Annotated in this window: 12 protein-coding genes; 8 read left to right on the top strand and 4 right to left on the bottom strand. The window is 58.7% G+C overall.

Annotated elements, in window-relative coordinates:
- The first annotated feature begins 9 nt into the window (after window positions 1-9).
- Entirely contained in the window at window positions 10-690 is a 681-nt protein-coding gene (locus ACOYW1_RS17410) for a 4Fe-4S binding protein (RefSeq protein WP_482419043.1), read from the top strand.
- Window positions 691-774: 84 nt separating this feature from the next.
- Here ACOYW1_RS17410 and ACOYW1_RS17415 read toward each other — a convergent pair whose 3' ends face one another.
- The 3 genes from ACOYW1_RS17415 to ACOYW1_RS17425 all read right to left on the bottom strand — a co-directional run bounded on the left by ACOYW1_RS17415 (window position 775) and on the right by ACOYW1_RS17425 (window position 9,548).
- Window positions 775-1,302 carry a hypothetical protein gene (locus ACOYW1_RS17415; RefSeq protein WP_482415532.1) on the bottom strand — a complete coding sequence of 176 codons (528 nt, stop codon included), beginning with the start codon at window positions 1,300-1,302 and terminating at the stop codon, window positions 775-777.
- Window positions 1,303-1,366: 64 nt separating this feature from the next.
- Window positions 1,367-2,458, bottom strand: coding sequence for a hypothetical protein (locus ACOYW1_RS17420; RefSeq protein WP_482419044.1), 1,092 nt, complete (start codon window positions 2,456-2,458; stop codon window positions 1,367-1,369).
- A gap of 43 nt (window positions 2,459-2,501) precedes the next feature.
- A complete protein-coding gene (locus tag ACOYW1_RS17425) occupies window positions 2,502-9,548 on the bottom strand; it encodes a LamG-like jellyroll fold domain-containing protein (protein WP_482419045.1) in 7,047 nt (2,348 codons plus the stop codon).
- Window positions 9,549-10,758: 1,210 nt separating this feature from the next.
- Here ACOYW1_RS17425 and ACOYW1_RS17430 point away from each other — a divergent pair.
- The gene (locus ACOYW1_RS17430; protein WP_482419046.1) at window positions 10,759-11,052 is read left to right on the top strand and encodes a hypothetical protein; all 294 of its coding nucleotides are present in this window, start codon (window positions 10,759-10,761) and stop codon (window positions 11,050-11,052) included.
- On the opposite strand, the gene ACOYW1_RS17435 is transcribed toward ACOYW1_RS17430, so the two are convergent.
- A complete protein-coding gene (locus tag ACOYW1_RS17435; protein ID WP_482419047.1) occupies window positions 11,024-11,914 on the bottom strand; it encodes a LysR family transcriptional regulator in 891 nt (296 codons plus the stop codon). The two genes, ACOYW1_RS17430 and ACOYW1_RS17435, sit on opposite strands and share 29 nt — an antisense overlap.
- A gap of 525 nt (window positions 11,915-12,439) precedes the next feature.
- Here ACOYW1_RS17435 and ACOYW1_RS17440 point away from each other — a divergent pair.
- The 6 genes from ACOYW1_RS17440 to ACOYW1_RS17465 all read left to right on the top strand — a co-directional run bounded on the left by ACOYW1_RS17440 (window position 12,440) and on the right by ACOYW1_RS17465 (window position 16,302).
- Window positions 12,440-12,691, top strand: a complete 252-nt coding sequence (locus ACOYW1_RS17440) for a hypothetical protein (protein ID WP_482419048.1) — start codon at window positions 12,440-12,442, stop codon at window positions 12,689-12,691.
- A gap of 102 nt (window positions 12,692-12,793) precedes the next feature.
- Window positions 12,794-13,141 (top strand): peptide chain release factor family protein, encoded by a 348-nt coding sequence (locus ACOYW1_RS17445; protein WP_482419049.1) that lies wholly within the window; start codon window positions 12,794-12,796, stop codon window positions 13,139-13,141.
- Between the two features lie 326 nt (window positions 13,142-13,467).
- Window positions 13,468-14,589, top strand: a complete 1,122-nt coding sequence (locus ACOYW1_RS17450) for a CmpA/NrtA family ABC transporter substrate-binding protein (RefSeq protein ID WP_482419050.1) — start codon at window positions 13,468-13,470, stop codon at window positions 14,587-14,589.
- A gap of 107 nt (window positions 14,590-14,696) precedes the next feature.
- Entirely contained in the window at window positions 14,697-15,536 is an 840-nt protein-coding gene (locus tag ACOYW1_RS17455; protein WP_180143624.1) for an ABC transporter permease, read from the top strand.
- Window positions 15,533-16,102, top strand: coding sequence for an ABC transporter ATP-binding protein (locus tag ACOYW1_RS17460; RefSeq protein ID WP_482419051.1), 570 nt, complete (start codon window positions 15,533-15,535; stop codon window positions 16,100-16,102). Before ACOYW1_RS17455 ends, ACOYW1_RS17460 begins: the two co-directional genes overlap by 4 nt.
- Window positions 16,099-16,302 (top strand): hypothetical protein, encoded by a 204-nt coding sequence (locus ACOYW1_RS17465; protein WP_482419052.1) that lies wholly within the window; start codon window positions 16,099-16,101, stop codon window positions 16,300-16,302. Before ACOYW1_RS17460 ends, ACOYW1_RS17465 begins: the two co-directional genes overlap by 4 nt.
- Window positions 16,303-16,772 lie beyond the last annotated feature (470 nt).

Genomic DNA, 16,772 nt, shown 5'->3' on the forward strand with positions numbered 1-16,772 from the left:
GCAGAGCCCATGGACTCTTATCTCTCGAAACGCCTCGCAACCTATGACAAATGGCTCAAGGCACGCAGGATCTCTCATTCATCACGGGTGATTCCCGTCTCCGAATCGGTTCAGGAAAAACAGTGGGTGCTCCCCACAGAGCAGGTAACGGAGATCGTGCGCACGGCAAGAGTCGTAGCGGTTCAGGCGTGCGAATGCAGGGTCCGATACAAACGGTGTAACAACCCCCTTGAGGTCTGCCTGCTCTTCGACGAAATGGCCGAGGCATGCATTGAAAAAGGGGAAGCCCGCCGTGTTGAGTTTTCTGAAGCCAAGGAAATCCTGAAACACGCCAACCGATGCGGCCTCGTTCACCTGGCCCTGTACAGGCCGGACCATGCGCTGTATGCCCTGTGCAGCTGCTGCCCGTGTTGCTGCCATGAGCTGCAGATCATTCGCGACTCCGGGCGAAAGGAACTCATCGCCCACTCAGACTATATAGCTGTCACGCAGATGAACGATTGCGTTCACTGCGGGGAGTGTGTGGACCGATGCGTGTTCGGAGCCCGTATTTTTGAGAACGATCAGGTGGTATTTCATCCCGATGCCTGCACAGGCTGCGGCCTCTGCGTCACCACCTGCCCCGTCGGGGCCATCTCCCTGGTCGAGTCAACACGGCCCATGCCCCTTTCATTCCCCCGGACGGACTAAACAAAAAAACACCTCCCCGGGCCCATGCCCGAAGAGGTGTTTTTTATGCACAGAGCCGTAAACAACCGGCCCCGAGGGAGGGCATCATGTCTTGTTGTTCAACGTCAGGACGCTCTCGGCGATCTTGACCTGCTTGTCAATGCCGCTGGGGTCGCTCACGATTTTGTAGAACTTAAGGGAGACGCTTGCCGTGCCCGAGATGGGCAGGTCCCCGAGCCAGATACAAAAATCCAGATCCGTGTCAAAGGTCGCCGTGGTGCTGGCGTTGAGTTCCTTGTTCTCCACGGGCCCCCGGTTGACGTTGAATCCGTCGAAATTGCTGCTCGCGATCTGGAACTCCCCGTCCATGGGGTACTCCCCGCTGAACACAACCTTGAAAACCAGGTTTTCCGGAGCCGAGAGCTGGCTGTAGGCGTAGTGGGCCTGAAAATCCGGGGCGTCACTGACCTGCGCTGCGATATCAATGGCCACATCCCCGTTTTCATCCGGGGCAACCGATGTCACGGCTGCGTAGCTTGCCGTCTGCTTACCGGCCAGACTGAAGAAACTTCCCGTGGCCCCGGCGACCACATCGATCCCCTTGAACCTGATGGTTGCGTCTATGGTATTCATGGCCTTCTCCTTTGCGTGTTATAGGGTCGAAAGAGTCATGGCATGCCCATGGCCGTGCCTGTCGTTAAATCAGGTCAAAGTTGATGTTGCCGCACTCCACCTCCTTGCCGATGGGAATGTCCCGGGACGTGGCGTGAAGCTCGTTGTGGGCCAGCCACTCCAGGACCTTGGGGTGGGGCTCGTCATGCATCATGATGGGCAGGGCCGTTGTGTAGAGGCTCAGGGTGTCGTCGTCGGTAACCTCGTTGATCTTCAGCTGCCACTTGGTGTCGGAGTTGGGGGGGATGCCGTTGAACCACACGCTCACGGAAATATTGGTCATGAACTGGGCGGGCAGGTACCAGTGCCCCCCGATGTTGTCGTTGGGGTTGGTCACATCGGCTTTGGGTTTTGTGAGGGTGTCCACGGGGTTGTCGTACCCCGGAGGCAACTCGATGACCGTGCCGCTGGTAAACTGGAAGGACCACCCCACAGGCACGTTGGTGCACTTGATGTACAGGTTGTACAGGTGCGGAGGATCCACGGGGTCTCCGGGGATCTGGATCTTGTGGCCTGTGGTCTGGGTGAGGTCCGGGCTGTCTGAAGCCACGTAGACCGTATTTCGCCAGGCCCAGTTTCCCCTCTGGGCCAGCCAGTCGGACCAGGCCGCGGCGCTCTCGAAGTTATCCTCCGGAACGCCCTCAGAGGGGTCGATGGAGTCCGACGCCTGGGCCACGATGCAATAGTGGGTATCGGGGTCCGGCGTGGTGGGTTCCCAACGAAAAGCGTCTTCGGTGTTGGCCACGATATCGCCCTTGTTCTCCGCCTTGACCTTTACCCCGTCCGCGTTGGACGAGGTGCGCATGTAGTTGTCCTTCCAGATGGACGGCAACAGGATCAGGTTGCTCTGGGCCCAGTAGGCGTGCAGGAACTTCTCCTGGGCTGTGCTGCTGATGTTCTTTGCCCGGATGTAGAAGTAGTTGCTCACGTTGTTAAAAATCTTATTGGAGTACCCGTTGCTGTAATTGGCCGGGTCCACGTACTGATCGGGATTCTCCGGGGGAACGGAACCCGAGCAGATCACGTCCGGAGAGCTTGAGGTCACTTTCCTGGGCAGGCTCCCGTCGTCGGACAATGAGGTTCTCAGGAGCAAGCCATCCCATGTTGAGTCTGCCATTTTGACGCCTCCTTGGTTGTCTGTTGGTGGGGTAAGCCCCACATCACAATTGGTCTGCTTCGTACTTCTCGATCATGTAGCGCAACAGGTCCTCCCTCAGGGTGAGCAAGGCCTTGTACTCCTTGGAGCCGTAGGTCTCTGCAGCGGTAAGAAACGCCGTCCACCAGGGCAAAACAGTCCCCAGCACACCGACATTCGAAGAGTCCGTGCCCAGGGTCCGGGCCACGGCGCTGCCGATCTCTTCGGGGGTGGGCGTGTCCGTGTCCACGAGCTTTTCCACGATCTGCGTCAGCCACACGTTGAAATCCAGGTTGGCCGGGGGATCGATGTTGGGAGGCTGGGTCTCGGACTTCACGGGCTGGAATTTCGCCGGGATCCGGCTCACAAAGGTCACCCGGTACAAAATGCGCCAGCAGCCGTTTTCGGCCACCGACGCCTGCCTCAGGGCCACGGCATTGGCATCCACGCTGTTGTGGAGCCAGTTGGGATCCATCACCGTCGAAAAGAGGGTCTGGAAATTTTCCTCGGACGGCGTGAGGTAGAAGGCAAGGTACCGGTAGCCGTCCACCTTGCCCGGTGCCAGCTCGGTGGTCATGCCGTCGAGGTGGGGGTTGCCGCCCTGCTCGCTCACGATGGGAGCCACCAGGGTGCTCTCCGCGTTGGCCGAGCAGCTCAGGTCAAAGGATTGGGACGCCTCCTTGGCCTTGGTGGCCGTCTTTTCAAGGCTGACGCTGAACATCAGGTCAAACTCGGCCAGGGGACCGATGGGCTTGTTGATCTTGGTCTCCACAAAAAGCCCGCCCCCGTTGTCCACCAGCTCCACCCCGGAGAAGGTCTCCGAATAGGTGTCCATCACCGAGGTCTGCTCGGCGTAGGTGGCCCCGCTGGAGGACCAGACGTAGGTGTTGACGATATTGCGGTTGGAGATCTTGCGGGACCAGTCAAAGGCCGGGTTGTCCTTGATCTTGGCCGTAAAGTCCTCGATGGTCATGCCGCCGTCCGTTGCAAACTGCTCGTAGTAGCCCTCCAGCTCCTTTTCCTTGCGCTCGATCTTGCGCTTGAGGGAATACGCCTCCACTGGCTTAAAATAACTCCCCCGGACCAGGTTGGCGTCCGGGTAGTCCGGGTCGTTTTCCAGGCCGATCTTGCCGTCCAGGGTGCCCTGCTTGATGTAGCGGTTGTTGATGGGAAAGGGGATGAGGTTCATGTCCTCGGGGATGTCTTCGTTGGGCACCACGCTGTACCGCACAGGGGTCCGCGTCCCCTTGATGGCCAGCATGTAGAGATCCGCCGTGCCGGACTTGACGATGGCCACCCCGGCGTTGTCCGTGATAAACCGGAGCCCCACGGCATCGTTGACCATATCGGAGATGCTTTCCCAGGATCCCCCGGGCCGGAAGGCGCTGATCTTGCTGATGGAGGTCCGGTTCTTCAGGGAACTCTCCTGGATCGTGGAGTTGGCCAGTTCAAAACTGTGCTTGCCGCCCCCGGAGATCCCGTATTCGAACAAAGTGGTCTCCGCCTCCACGCCCAGGCCCACCGAACTCTTCACATCCCCTTCGCTGATGATGCCCAGCTTGCTTCCGAAGGTCAGACGGGAGCCGTCGTTTTGGGATGCGGAAAAGCTGTACTCCACCTCGCTGGCCTCGGTCATGTCCACGGAGGTGGCTCCGGCATAGTTGCTGTTGTCCGAGGCGGGATAGTTCCAATACGGGAAGGTCTGGTTCTCGCTGGGCAGCGGGGGCGCTCCTTCGATGAATCCGATGACCGAGGGCTTGGTCTGCACCTGGCCGATGTAGATGGTGTCCAGATCCCCCACCTTGAACCCGGTGTAGAGCACCTGCTGGCCGCTTCCTTTGTCCTCATAGATATAGGCCCGTTTCATGACGCTGAACACATCGCCGTAGGCGTTGACCTGGAGATCGCTGTACTCAATCACCGAGGGCTGCCCCGTGATGCGGGCCAGGGCCAGGGTCTTGATGCCGTTCAGGGCATTGTAGACCACGGGCGCCTCATTGCTGATGGGAGCGTCCGAGGCAATCCAGGCAGGGCCTGTGGCAACGTCTGCCGGAACAAAGGTGCCGGTGTTGCCACGGCCCGTCCGGTCCCCCACCTCCAGGCCCGATCCGCTGTCAAAGCGCCAGTAGGCGGCAAGGTTCGTCTCCGCGCCGGAGAGGGTGCGGTTCATGTTGTCCGAAATCTGCTCCCCTGTAAGCTGGGCTTTCCAGATCCTCACCTCGTCCATGCCCCCCTTGAGGGGATACCGGGACGCATTGCTCACCAGGGAGGTCCCCAGGGTGAAGGTGCCCTGGTCGCCGTAGCCGCCCAGATCCGCCACGGGCACGTGTTCCACGTTGGACTCGCCCCCGTCCACGTAAAAGACGGTGGTGGCGATCTCCGGGAAGAGCTGCCACAGCTCCCCGCTGGTGATGGTGGCGTTGTTGACGTCCTTGCTGTCAAAGGCCGTCTGCCCCTTCATCTCGGAGAAACGCCAGTAGGAGATCAGGCCGTCGGAGTTAACGGGCGGGCGGTGGGTAAGAAAGGCCTGACGGATTTCATCGGCCTCCAGCACCCGGTTCCAGAACCGCACCTCGCCGATCTTGCCGTGGTAGATCTGGTTAAGCTTGGGGGAACCGCACAGGTAGAGGTGCTCATCGGACTCCCTGGTCTGGACCGGCTTGTCAAAGTCCTCTTTTTTAAAGGAGCCGGACAGGGTGCCGTCCACGTAGAGATCAAGGTAGACCCCGTATTTCTGGGGTTTGGCCGGCTGACCGTCCACGTACTCCTGATCGATGCTCCGAATCTCGGCGGTGGCCGTCAGGTAACCGGTCTGCCCGCCCGCGATGGCTGAAGAGGCCTTGACGGTGAGGGTGTGGGCGGCATCCCCCGACTCAATGGAGAGCTCGAAAAAGGCGGTGCCGTCAGGGTAAAGCCCCAGGGTGTAGCTTCCGTTCTTGGAGGCGATGATCCGGTAGATCCCCGCCTCTTCAGCCGGTTTCACCCAGGCTTCCATGGCCCCTTTTTCAACAATTTTGAGGCTGGGATCGCCGCCGCAATCCACGTAGTTTTCGTCGATCATCTCAAGGCAGAAGCCCTGACGGAAGACAAAGGCCGAATGGGTCCAGGCCTTGCTGCCGGTGTCCTTTGCCACCAGGGCCTCCTGATCGTTGGCCGCAAAGGGGCTCATGAAGAGCCCCCCGTCCTGGCTCCAGGAGGAGTTGTCCAGATTCTGATAGGTGCCGTTGTATTCGGAACCCAGGTAACTGGAGTTGCTGGCCACCATGGTGTCCAGGCCGTCGTTTAAGTTCAGGCAGACCAGGGGCGGGTTCACCACCTGGGAGACCCCGCTTTCGGCCAGGCGCTCCATGGAGATGGGATCCAGGGCCCGGGGCCAGAGGGCGAGCTGGTTGATCTTCATCTGCATGCCGGTGTCCAGGTACCCGCCTCCGTAAAGCGTGCCCAGGGAATCCGTGAAGTTCTGGGTCACCGTGGCCGAGCCCTGGTTCTTCCCGTCCACATAGAGGATGATCTCCACCTCGGTGTCGCTGACGGTACGCAGGGTCATGCCCACGGCCGTCCATGTGTCGGTGGGGGCCGACCCGGAGATTCTTTTTGTCCCGGCAAAGGAGACGCTCAGGCTGCCGGAGGTATCCGAATAAACCCGCAGGTACTCTTTCACAAGCTGGTTGGTGGTCATGCCGAAGAGGTCGCCGTCGTCCCGGGCCGACGAATCGATGCGGACAAAACCGTGGAGGGTGATGTCGTTGGGCGTGCCCTCGTTGAGGATGATGGAGGAGTAGACCGTGGTGCTGGCCCGAAAACTCGGCACATACCAGTTCTCGTACCCCATCATGTACTGAAAATCCTTGTCCGGGTTGTCCACGTTGCCGTGCACATGGTAGCTCAGCAGCTTTGAAATGGTCTCACCGCCCGTGGGGGGAACCGGGCGTCCCCAGGCCTCCAGGGTGACATCGCCGTCAATGGCCAGCACCTCGCTGGGCATATGCCCCCTGGAGACATCAAAGGAGACGTAATTGGGGGACGAGGTTGTTTTGTTGACCTCCAGGGCAAAGCGGTTGGGCTCTTTGATCCAGCCGCCGTCGGTCCCCTGGGTAAGGGCCGGGGCCTGGGCGGTGTTTTTCACCACGGCCACGGCGCCGTTGGTGGGCGTGGTGTCGGCCACGGCGGCAAAAAGCCCGGAGCCCTCGGAGAGCACCGTTACATCTGAGCCTTTCTGGCTCTTGCCCTGCTGCTGGATGGTGGCAGTGGTCTGGGTGAGGGGGACGACCCGGGATTCGGAGTCGATGTTTCCGGTGAAAAACTGGGCAAAGAGCATGGCCCCGGCAAGGATGTTCTCGGTGGGGGCCTTGCTGTCCTGATTGGACACGTGGGCCAGTAGCCCGTCGGTGACGGCCATGACCCAGGGTGCCACGTTGGCCAGGTACCCGTCGGGATAGTGGCCTGCCTCGCCCTGGCCGTTGAGCAGGAGCGCCATCTCGTTTTGGTCCCGGCTGATCCCTGGAAACGCATAGCTTGCCCCACCGGCCGTGACGGTCATGTCGCAGTCGGCCTGGCCTGTCCCGGCGATTTGCACCGCAAAATCGCTAATGTGGCTCTTCTGGACAAACACGGTCAAAAGGTTCGAGGCTTCGGCCCTCAGGCTCAGGCTGGCATCCAGGTACTTGACGTCGCAGTTGGAAAAACCGGCATCGCTGTAGTCGTAGGAGGAGGCGCTGCCGTTCATCACGTCCACGAACTGCCTGGCCCCCACGGGCACTGCGGTCCAGGCCTGGGTGATGGACTGGCTCCCCGAGGGGTTTGCGGCCCAGTGATTGGGGTTGATGGTGAGGTTAACGTTCACCGTGCCCGGGACAGCCGAGGCGTTGTCGAGGATCTCCACCGAGCCTAAGGGCAGCCCGCTTTCAAAACGGGTCATAAAGACAAAGTGCTCCGGGGAACTCGCATTGTCCGAAGGAGCCCAGACGCCGGGATAAAGGCCCGCGTAATCAAAAAACACCGTGGCCCCGGAGCTTAAGGTGCTGTCGTTGGGCGACCCCGAGGCATCCCCTGCAAAGACCGCCACCAGGCGGTCCAGGGACCTCGGGACCCCTTTCCAGGTCTCGGTGGTACCCGACACGGTATGGGTCATGGTGACATCGCAGTGTGCCGTGGAAAAGGAGTTGGCAACAGAAATCGTGGCGCTGTTCACGTAGGAGCCCGGCCGCACGGCCATGAAGGTGACCAGGCCCTCTTGGCTGTCATGGGCGGCGTCCGCGGCCCAGTTGGCGTAAAAGGAGGCCCGTGAGGTGTCCAGGGCGTAGTGCGCCACGGCAAACTCATCGGTGTCGTGGTCGGCATAGTAGAGGTGTACCAGGCCGTCTGAGCCCTCCATGAGATAGGGAGACGATGCCGGGGTCAGAAAATCCGCCACCCCGGCGTAGATGCTCAGGTTGTCCTTGTCGATGACCAGCTCCCCGGTGGTGTTCGTGCCCAGCGGGCTGTTGGATGGTTCCAGGGTGGCACCGTACACCTCGCCTTTCACCGTGGACCCCGAGGTGCTGTTGGGCGTCACCGGCGGCGACTGCCCGTAGTCGACCTCGTTGAACTCAAAGGAGCAGACCTCGCTTCCGCCCACGGAAACGACAGTCCTGTCGATGAGCCCCACAAAGCCGCTTCCCTGGGCGCCGATGGATGAAAGGGCCGTGCCCGAGGGCTCGGCATCGGCGGTGACATCGCTTAAGGGAGCCCCGCTGCTGTTAATCGTCAGGGTAAAGGGGTTGGCCCCCTTGCCACTGTAGGTCACCTCCACATGGAACCAGTTGTTGACCGACACCAGGGGCTGAAGGGTCTGGCAGGAGATGCGCTTCGTGCCGTCACCGAATCCCACCTCCAGCCGGGCCCCGTCCACCAGGGCGAGGTAGGGGGCGGAGGATGCCTCGGCACTGTCGTCGATGCTCCCGATGATAAACTGCTTTCCCGCGGTGGCAGCCTTGGGGTAGATCCAGGTGTTGAACTGAAACGCCCCCCTGATCTCCAGGGGGTTGGGCGAAGGAGAAGCAAGCCCAACCCGTGCAATGTCGCTGAAAGCAAGGGTGTAGTTGGCTTCGCTGATGAGGGAGGCCGTCAGCTCGTCCGGGATATCGGCCAGGGTCCCGGCCGCCGACACCGGCAAGAAATCCACCAGGGCCGTGGAGACCGTGCCACCGTGGGTCCCTGCAAAGGCCATCATGAACCGGCCGGAGCGCTTAACGGAAGAGGTCTCCCCTTCGGGGCCCACCACCTTCTCCTGCTTGGTGTAAAAAGAGGCGGCCGGAGCGCCTGTCACATCAAAGGAGACATCCGACCCGTTTGTCACCTTCACCGAAAAGCTCTTGTCCGGGTGCAGCTTGTTGTCGGTGCCCACGGTTTTCCCGGTGAGGTCAAAGAGGTTGTTTCCATCGGCGGGAATGTTGTAAAGGTCGATTTTTTTGGAGGTGTTGTTGAGGACGGTGAACTGCCAGCAGAACCGATCCGAGTTCATCACGGGCAACAGAGAGACGTCAAACTCCCCTGCGGTCATGTCCGTCACCATGCTCAGCTCGATGGTGGGCTCAAGGAAGGGCTTGCCCTCGGGGTCCAGATACGCCTGGATGTCTTTTTCGTTGGCGGGCACATCCTCCTTGCCGCTCTTTTCAAAACGCACCTCCCATGCGGGCTGGAGGGAGAACTCCGTGACGTCGGGGTCCCGCCGCGACGGGCTGCTCACCAGGGTAAACCGGTTCACGTAAAGGGTGCCGTAGGTGGACTGGCGAAAAATGGAGATGTACTTCTCGTCGGAGACCACGCGAAAAGGGGCCTCGGCAGGCGAAATGGACAGGGACTCGGATTCGTCCAGGGTGATCAGACTCATACCGGCGGGTCGAAGCTGTTTGGTGAACACGACGGGCTTGAAGCCGGTCCAGTCAAAGGCGTCGTTTTCAGAGGTGGTCTGAAGGTCCAGGACGTTGAAAAAGATCTCCTTGGAGCTCTCATCCGTCGTGTTCCTGTTTCCAAAAACCACGACCCGGCCCAAGTACGACAACGTGACAAGATTCTTGAAATAAACCGCCATGCCTTTGCCCTCCATAGAAAGAGTCCGACGTTGGGTTGTGGGTGTGCGTCGCAACAGTCCCGGCGCGTGTCGGCGCAGCGCAGCGGCCGCCACCATGCCCCACGCACCGGCGAATTTCGCGAACAGATTATTTTTTTGGGGTATTTCGCACTGTAGAACAATGAATCCCATCCCGTAAGTACCACCGTGGGCAACAGGGACCGACCCGCCACCGGCAGCCCCCCACCCCTATCGTACCGGGGCGAGGAGCCTTCATGGCAAGGCATCAGGAAAGTCTGCCGGGAGGTTTTTTATCTTAATCCGGGATATAAAACCGCAGGGTTCATTAAGGCTCGCGGAGAATTTCGCATCAGACATGTTATCCGCGAAACAGGGGACACCGAGCGCCCCCAGGGCTGCAATAGATAAAGCAGCATTTAAACAGGTTGGACATAAAAAGCATCACAGGACATTAAAGCGAACTTAACTATTTCTCGTAAGCACTAACATAGATTATTTAACGAATCAATCATTAATCGCAGACAGAAATCAAATGCGTCATTCACGTTATATTTCTGGAATACTCACAGGACCCGTCGGGCATCGGCAGCAGCTATCACCCATGAAGGAACATCCCTCAAAAACAACAAATCCGGCAAATCCCTGACATCTGAAGGTCAAGCAATAAGAAAGTTAACTATTCAGGACACACCATTACCCCATACTGAGTTAACATGTTAGTTTTATGAGCACATAAAAAAATGACTCTCCTGCCTTCATCAAGGAGAGCCAAGCAAAAAACATCACAGGGAGCCGCATCCATGACAACGACACAGAAGATCTTGCTTGCATCGGGTATCCTCCAGTTTGCACTGGCGATTTTTAAAGCAGGGATAGCCTTCTCCCCCTCCCTCTCCCGGATATTTCATGAGAAAACGACAAACCGAAGCCGTTAATCATTATTACAGGCTCTTACTGTTAGAAATTCAGACAGATCAAAAACACAAAAGATACTTCACGGTTGTCTGCTCGATTTTCTCACCCTTCGGGCGAGCCGAGTGCACCCATCTTCTGCGTTATCAGAGCCTTGAGGTAAACCACTACATCTGCAGCTCTGATGCCTTGAATATGGGTGCACTCGACTCGTGAAATATCCGGTATCAGCCTCTATTTCGGAGCCCCGGAGACCCTTGTGGGCAATAGAACCGCCTTGATAGGAACGAGTTTTTTCGTGAGCGGATTCCTGATCCTGTTCGGGTTCTACGCTCTGTCCGGGGCCGGAACCGTCAGACGCCTGCCCTGGTTGCGTCAGATGCTGATCATCATCAGCGGAATCTATATCCTCAGGGGCCTTGTTCTCATTCCCGAGGTTCTCGTCATTGCAGGGGTTGTGGTGACCTCCATCCCCATCGCGCCGAGGTTCGTGGTCATGTCCGCTGCCGCCCTAACCGTGGGAGGCCTCTTTGCAGCGGGCACCGTCGGTGGCTGGGGCACCCTCAGTCCCGGTGGCGATGCGACTCCATAACCGCCACAAAAGAGTCCAGAACACTGGTGCCCCCCTTGTCTGCCCAGACCGCCGCCACCTCAATCTCCGGTAAGGATTCCACGATGGGGAGGTAGGTCACCCCTTCGCGCCCCAGGCGACGGGTGGACTCCGGCACCGGGCTCACCCCCATGCCTGCGGCCACAAGGGCTATGGCCGTAAGGCGCCGGTTGGTCTCCTGCACCATGCGGGGCCTCATCCCGGCCCGGGTAAACGTTTGAACGATCTCGTCATACAGGGCCGGCAGGTTGTCTCGCTTGAACATGACCAGGGGCTCGTCGGTGAGCTCACCCAGGCTGATCTTTGATCGCCTGGCCAGGGGATGCCGGTCCGAGAGGGCCAGAACATAGTTTTCCTTGATGTATGTTTTCTTGCAGAGCCCGCTCAGGTCCTGATTGTGGTACCGGATAAACCCGATATCCAGACTCCCGTTCCTTACCGACTCCAGCTGGCAGGAAGTGGTCATCTCCTTGAGCTCCAGCCGAACCTTCGGAAACCGTTGCTGAAAGTCCAGGATCACCTCCGGCAACAGGCTCTGGTTGATGATCACCACAAAGCCGATGGAGAGCGCCCCCTCCTCACCACGGGCCATAGCCCGCACGGTATCGCCTGCCCGCTCCAGCCTTTCCAGGATGGCTTTCGCCTCTTCCTTGAAAAAAACACCTTCCGGGGTCAGGGCCACCGACCGACTCGTCCTCTCAAACAACTTTGCCCCGAGCTCTTCTTCCAGCTGCTTGACCTGTTGGGACAAGGGGGGTTGCGAGATATTCATGCGACGGGCCGCGTTGCCGAAATGCAGCTCCTCGGCCACGGCCAGAAAGTATTTCAGTTGCCTCAGTTCCATACAAAATTACTCCTTCGCTCCCTTTGAAGAAGCCCAACGAGAGAGGTTGCCTCAAGGGAAGATCGATTTGAAATTCATATGAATCACTACACAAACATATATTAGACGTATCAATACACCACATTGTATGTAAGGAAGCAACCCAACCTGGATCTTTCATGAGAAAACCATCGAATCCTGGCGATGAGATAAAACGCGACATCTGCAGCCCTTACGCCTTGACGATGGAAACACTCGACTCGTGAAGTATCCGGGCAAGACCATGAAACGAGGAAGACAAAGATGAGTTATTCACACACTGCCACACGTTGCTGTTTTCTCCTGGGACTTACCGTTGCCCTTACGTCCATCTCACCAGCCTGCCGTGCCGACGACACGTCTCCGGCCCGCGGGCATCGGCCGCGAAGATCTCCTTACCAAGCGGTCCAGGCCCCCCCGTCCCCCGTCGCCAGTGCGACGCGCGCGGAAACCTCTATATCGCCGACCCGGAAAACGGCCAGGTGATCCTGATGTACCCGAATAACTTTGCACAGTCCCTGCCGCTGCGGACCCACCGGGTCTGCCGTCAAAGACGGCAAAGCTGTATGCTGCGAAGGTTCCCACGGCACCATCCAGTGCATCTGCCCCAACGGAACAAAAACCCTGGTGGCCGAGGGGCTGAGCAGACCCACGGGCATTGCCGTAGACCGGGACGGCAACCTCACCGTGGCCTGTCCCGGCAATGGATCCATCGCCAGAATCAAGGGAGTCGGCGCCGTTGTGGAAGGCGCTCTGTAACGAGGTACCTTTGGGCGCGGTCACGGACTGAAGAAGGGGTGCCCCGTAAACGGTACGGAAAAGGCACCCCCACACAACAACGCCAGATACGCACAGGACACCATGGGGCCGGGAGATAAAAAACTCAAAGAATTGAAGGCAAGGATGGACGCCCTGGGGATCAAACCCGGAGACATCGAAGAGACCTTCATCCGCTCATCGGGCCGGGGCGGGCAACGCCTCAACAAGGTGGCCTCCTGCGTTCACCTGAAGCACCGTCCCACGGGGATCATCGTCAAATACGGAGCCAAGCGGTCCCAAACCCTCAACCGGTTCCTGGGGCTCAGGCTCCTTGTGGATAAAATCGACAAGACCCTCAACGGCACATCACGGGTTGATGCGGCAGCCGAAAAAATCAGGCGCCAGAAACAGAGACGAAAACGTCGCAGCCGCTCCAAGACCACCCCCTGATACCGTAACTCCGAGGTTCACTCCCCTCCCAGCGGCTCCCGTCAAAGCAGCTCCCTTCACCGCATCATCATTGAAAATTCCTATCGGTTTTCAACAGAACATCAATATAAGCATTTTGACTTCCCTTCCCGAGTTTCCTATTTTCCTTCCCATTCCACGGGCAATTCCCCTTTAAAACCACGTGCAGCAACCCCACCGGTCCCCAGTCCGAAAACGGGTTCAGCTGTCTCGCATGCTCCCAAAGGGGCAATAGAGCCCGAAAAAACAAACACCCCGCTTTATCCATGTGAGACAAGGACCAAAGCACCATGACCGGAGGCATACCGATGAACACCCGTCCCCTTGCACGACCCCTTGCCAGAACAGCCATGACCACCCTGATCGTGGCCCTGTGCCTGGCATCCGCAGCCTACGCGGCCCCCAAAAAGATCCCGAGCCTTTACATGGGATACATCTTCACCACGCACCACACTCCCCTCATGGTTGCCGCCGACAGGGGAGATGCCTTCAAAGAATGCGGTGCGTACCTTGCCCCCATGGTGCCCAAGCAGAAATACAAACTCATGGCCGCCGACGGCACCCCCCTTGCCGTCATCAACTTCATTGTCTCCAAAAACGGATCCGAGACATCCACCCTCTTTGCCATGAACCGACTGGACTTAGGCCTTGCCTCAAGCACAGCCTTCATGAGCGGCATCGACAAAGGCACCAAGGTCAAGATGCTCTGCCCCCTGCATGTAGACGGCCTGAGCATGGTCTTTCCCAAGGGAAGCACCATCAGCGGGTACGACGAGGTGGCTGCTGCCATCAAGGCCTCCAAGGTGCCCTTTAAAATCGGCTACCACTCCCCCACCAGCGCGCCCCGCATCGTCTTTGAAGGGGCTCTTCGGGAGGCGGGCTTCACCACCACGGGCAACCCCAACGACATCGACGCGGACATCCTCATGGTGGACCTGAAGTCCACGGCCAACCTCATCCCCGCCCTGGTCAGCGGCCAGGTGGACTGCTGGGTTGGCCCTGCCCCCCACCCTGCCGTCGCAGAATTCCGCGAGGTCGGCCATGTTGCCCTCAACTCAAGGGACCTGCCCCCGAAAGGCCAGTGGACAGACTTTCCCTGCTGCGCCCTGGGCGCAAGCGACAGCCTCATCAAATCGCACCCCGCCGTGGTCCAGGCCATGACAGACCTCCTGGCAGCCTCCGCCACCTGGTGCAATGCCGAGAAGGCGGAAACCGCTCAGATTTCAGCAAAATGGATCGGCGTGCCCGCCAAGGCCGTTGAAAAATCATCCATCATCTACACCACGGATCCCACGGAAAACTGGCTCAAAGGAGAAGATGTCTTCCTTGCCATGCTCAACCGCATGAACAAATTCCGCGGCGTGCTCAAAGGGGAGGATTTAAAGAGCGCAACGCCCCTCCTCTATGACTTTTCCTTTGTCAAAAAGTAAGCATTCGGGTTGCCACAGGCCTTGTTCCCCGCTTTTTGGGACAAGGCCTGTAACGATTCAGCTCAAAAAACAGCACCACGGCCCTTGGTGAGATGTCTGGAATCAACATGAAAAAAAACGTCATATCCCTTTCCCTGCCCTTTCTGGCCCCGGCCCTCTTTGCCCTGGCCTGGGCCTTTCTCTCCCAGCGGATCGCCAACCAGGTCATCCTGCCGGGCATGGACCAGGTGGCGGGGCTTCTGGCCCACCCCACCCATGATCTCATCAGCATGGGTTCTCTGATAGACAACGTCCTGGTGAGCCTCACACGCGTGCTCATCGGATACTCGGCGGCGGCCCTCATCGCCGTGCCCTTAGGCATTGTCATGGGGTACTACGCCCTTGCCTTTCGATTTTTCAACGGGTTCTTAAACCTCTTCCGCCCCATCCCTCCCCTGGCCTGGGTCCCCCTGGTCATGGCATGGTTCGGCGTATCCAGCCTGGCCACCCTCACGGGAGTGGAGACGGGCCAGCTCTTCGTGACCCTGAACAACATCACCTTTGCCATGCTCTTCATCATCGCCATCGGCGCATTTTTCCCCATCCTCACCTCCACCATCCACGGGGTACGGCATGTCAACCCCACCCTCATCGACTCGGCCAGGGTGCTGGGGGCAAGTGAGGCCCAGGTGTTTACCCGGGTGCTCCTTCCGGCTGCCATGCCGTCCATCATCACCGGGATGCGCATTGGCCTGGGCATCGCGTGGATGTGCCTTGTGTCCGCAGAGATGCTCCCGGGCTCCCTGTCCGGCATCGGCTACATGATCACCCACGCCTTTACCCTGGCCGCAACCGATATCGTCATCGCGGGCATGGTCTCCATCGGCGTTGTGGGGGCCCTGATGGACAGGCTTTTTCACCGCATTGAAACGCAAAAATTCAGCTGGCAAAGGCAGTCCAACCCATGACCCATGCACCACAGAACATCGTCACCATAGAGAACCTGTCCAAAACCTTCACCACGAGGCGCGGAGAAACCGTCACGGCGGTCACCGACGTCAACCTGGCCATGGAGGAGCACTCGTTTACCTGCATTGTGGGGCCTTCGGGGTGCGGCAAGTCCACCATCCTGCGCATCGCCTCCGGCCTTGAAAAGGCCACCGAAGGCACGGTGGACTACCGCGGCGCCCCTGTCATCAAACCGTGTGAACACATCGGCCTCGTGTTCCAGGAATACTCCCTGTTTCCCTGGCTCACGGCCCGTGACAACGTGGCTTCGGGGTTGAGGTTTGCCGGTGCGGACAAGGAGACCCGCCACGGCAGGGCCATGGAGTTCCTTGACATGGTGGGCATGACACCCTTTGCCGGTGCCTACCCCCATGAGCTGTCCGGGGGCATGAAGCAGCGGGTGGCCATTGCCCGGGCCCTGGCCACCAACCCGGACCTGTTGTTCATGGACGAACCCTTCGGCGCCCTGGACGCCCACACCCGCATCCTCCTCCGGCACGGAGGCTGCTCAATGTCTGGGAGATGACCCGAAAAACCATTGTCCTGGTGACCCACAGCGTGGACGAAGCGGTCTTCCTGGCCGATCGCATCGTGATCATGACCGGAAGCCCGGGAAGGATTCGAAACACACTGGACGTGGACTTAGAGCGCCCACGGCGCCGCTCCATGCCCCGATTCGGAGAGCTGACGGACCATATCCTCAAAGAGCTGGAGCCCGAGCGATAAGAGGTCAAGAATTAAGCAACATACCGCCAGCGGCAAGGTGTGCCACATTGAAAGTTGGTTAAGAACCGTCACCGGTATCGCCTGAATCATCACAAAAAAGCCGCACCCTTTTTCTCAAAGGGTGCGGCTTTTTTTGTTCGTCTTGGGGCGTTCCGAGGAGGAGTCCTACGGAAGATGTTTGCGGGCTCAGGCAGTTCAAAGGTCTTTTTCTCTTCGGTAAAATCCTTTGCACCAGCCCTAATAACTACGCACTTATAGGAAATAGTTACAAGCAGTTACCCTCTGAATAATTAGATAGTTCAAAGACACAAAATGTAACTCTCGGTTTTCTCACCCTTCGGGTAATCCATGGAAACAGCGGAAAGGTTTTTTTTCGCAGGCGTTGAGAACGCCTCGAGTAACATGTTAAATTAAATACAAGAATACACCACCCCCATTTATCAATACACTGTCACCACATCTCCTACGGA

Source organism: Desulfoluna sp. CYM3A (genome assembly GCF_056829965.1).

Excerpts from the sequence above, each read along its gene's own strand:
- ACOYW1_RS17410 (WP_482419043.1), top strand. The coding sequence starts at position 10 with ATGGACTCTTATCTCTCGAAACGCCTCGCAACCTATGACAAATGGCTC.
- ACOYW1_RS17415 (WP_482415532.1), bottom strand. The coding sequence starts at position 1,302 with ATGAATACCATAGACGCAACCATCAGGTTCAAGGGGATCGATGTGGTC.
- ACOYW1_RS17420 (WP_482419044.1), bottom strand. The coding sequence starts at position 2,458 with ATGGCAGACTCAACATGGGATGGCTTGCTCCTGAGAACCTCATTGTCC.
- ACOYW1_RS17425 (WP_482419045.1), bottom strand. The coding sequence starts at position 9,548 with ATGGCGGTTTATTTCAAGAATCTTGTCACGTTGTCGTACTTGGGCCGG.
- ACOYW1_RS17435 (WP_482419047.1), bottom strand. The coding sequence starts at position 11,914 with ATGGAACTGAGGCAACTGAAATACTTTCTGGCCGTGGCCGAGGAGCTG.
- ACOYW1_RS17445 (WP_482419049.1), top strand. The coding sequence starts at position 12,794 with ATGGGGCCGGGAGATAAAAAACTCAAAGAATTGAAGGCAAGGATGGAC.
- ACOYW1_RS17450 (WP_482419050.1), top strand. The coding sequence starts at position 13,468 with ATGAACACCCGTCCCCTTGCACGACCCCTTGCCAGAACAGCCATGACC.
- ACOYW1_RS17455 (WP_180143624.1), top strand. The coding sequence starts at position 14,697 with ATGAAAAAAAACGTCATATCCCTTTCCCTGCCCTTTCTGGCCCCGGCC.
- ACOYW1_RS17460 (WP_482419051.1), top strand. The coding sequence starts at position 15,533 with ATGACCCATGCACCACAGAACATCGTCACCATAGAGAACCTGTCCAAA.
- ACOYW1_RS17465 (WP_482419052.1), top strand. The coding sequence starts at position 16,099 with ATGACCCGAAAAACCATTGTCCTGGTGACCCACAGCGTGGACGAAGCG.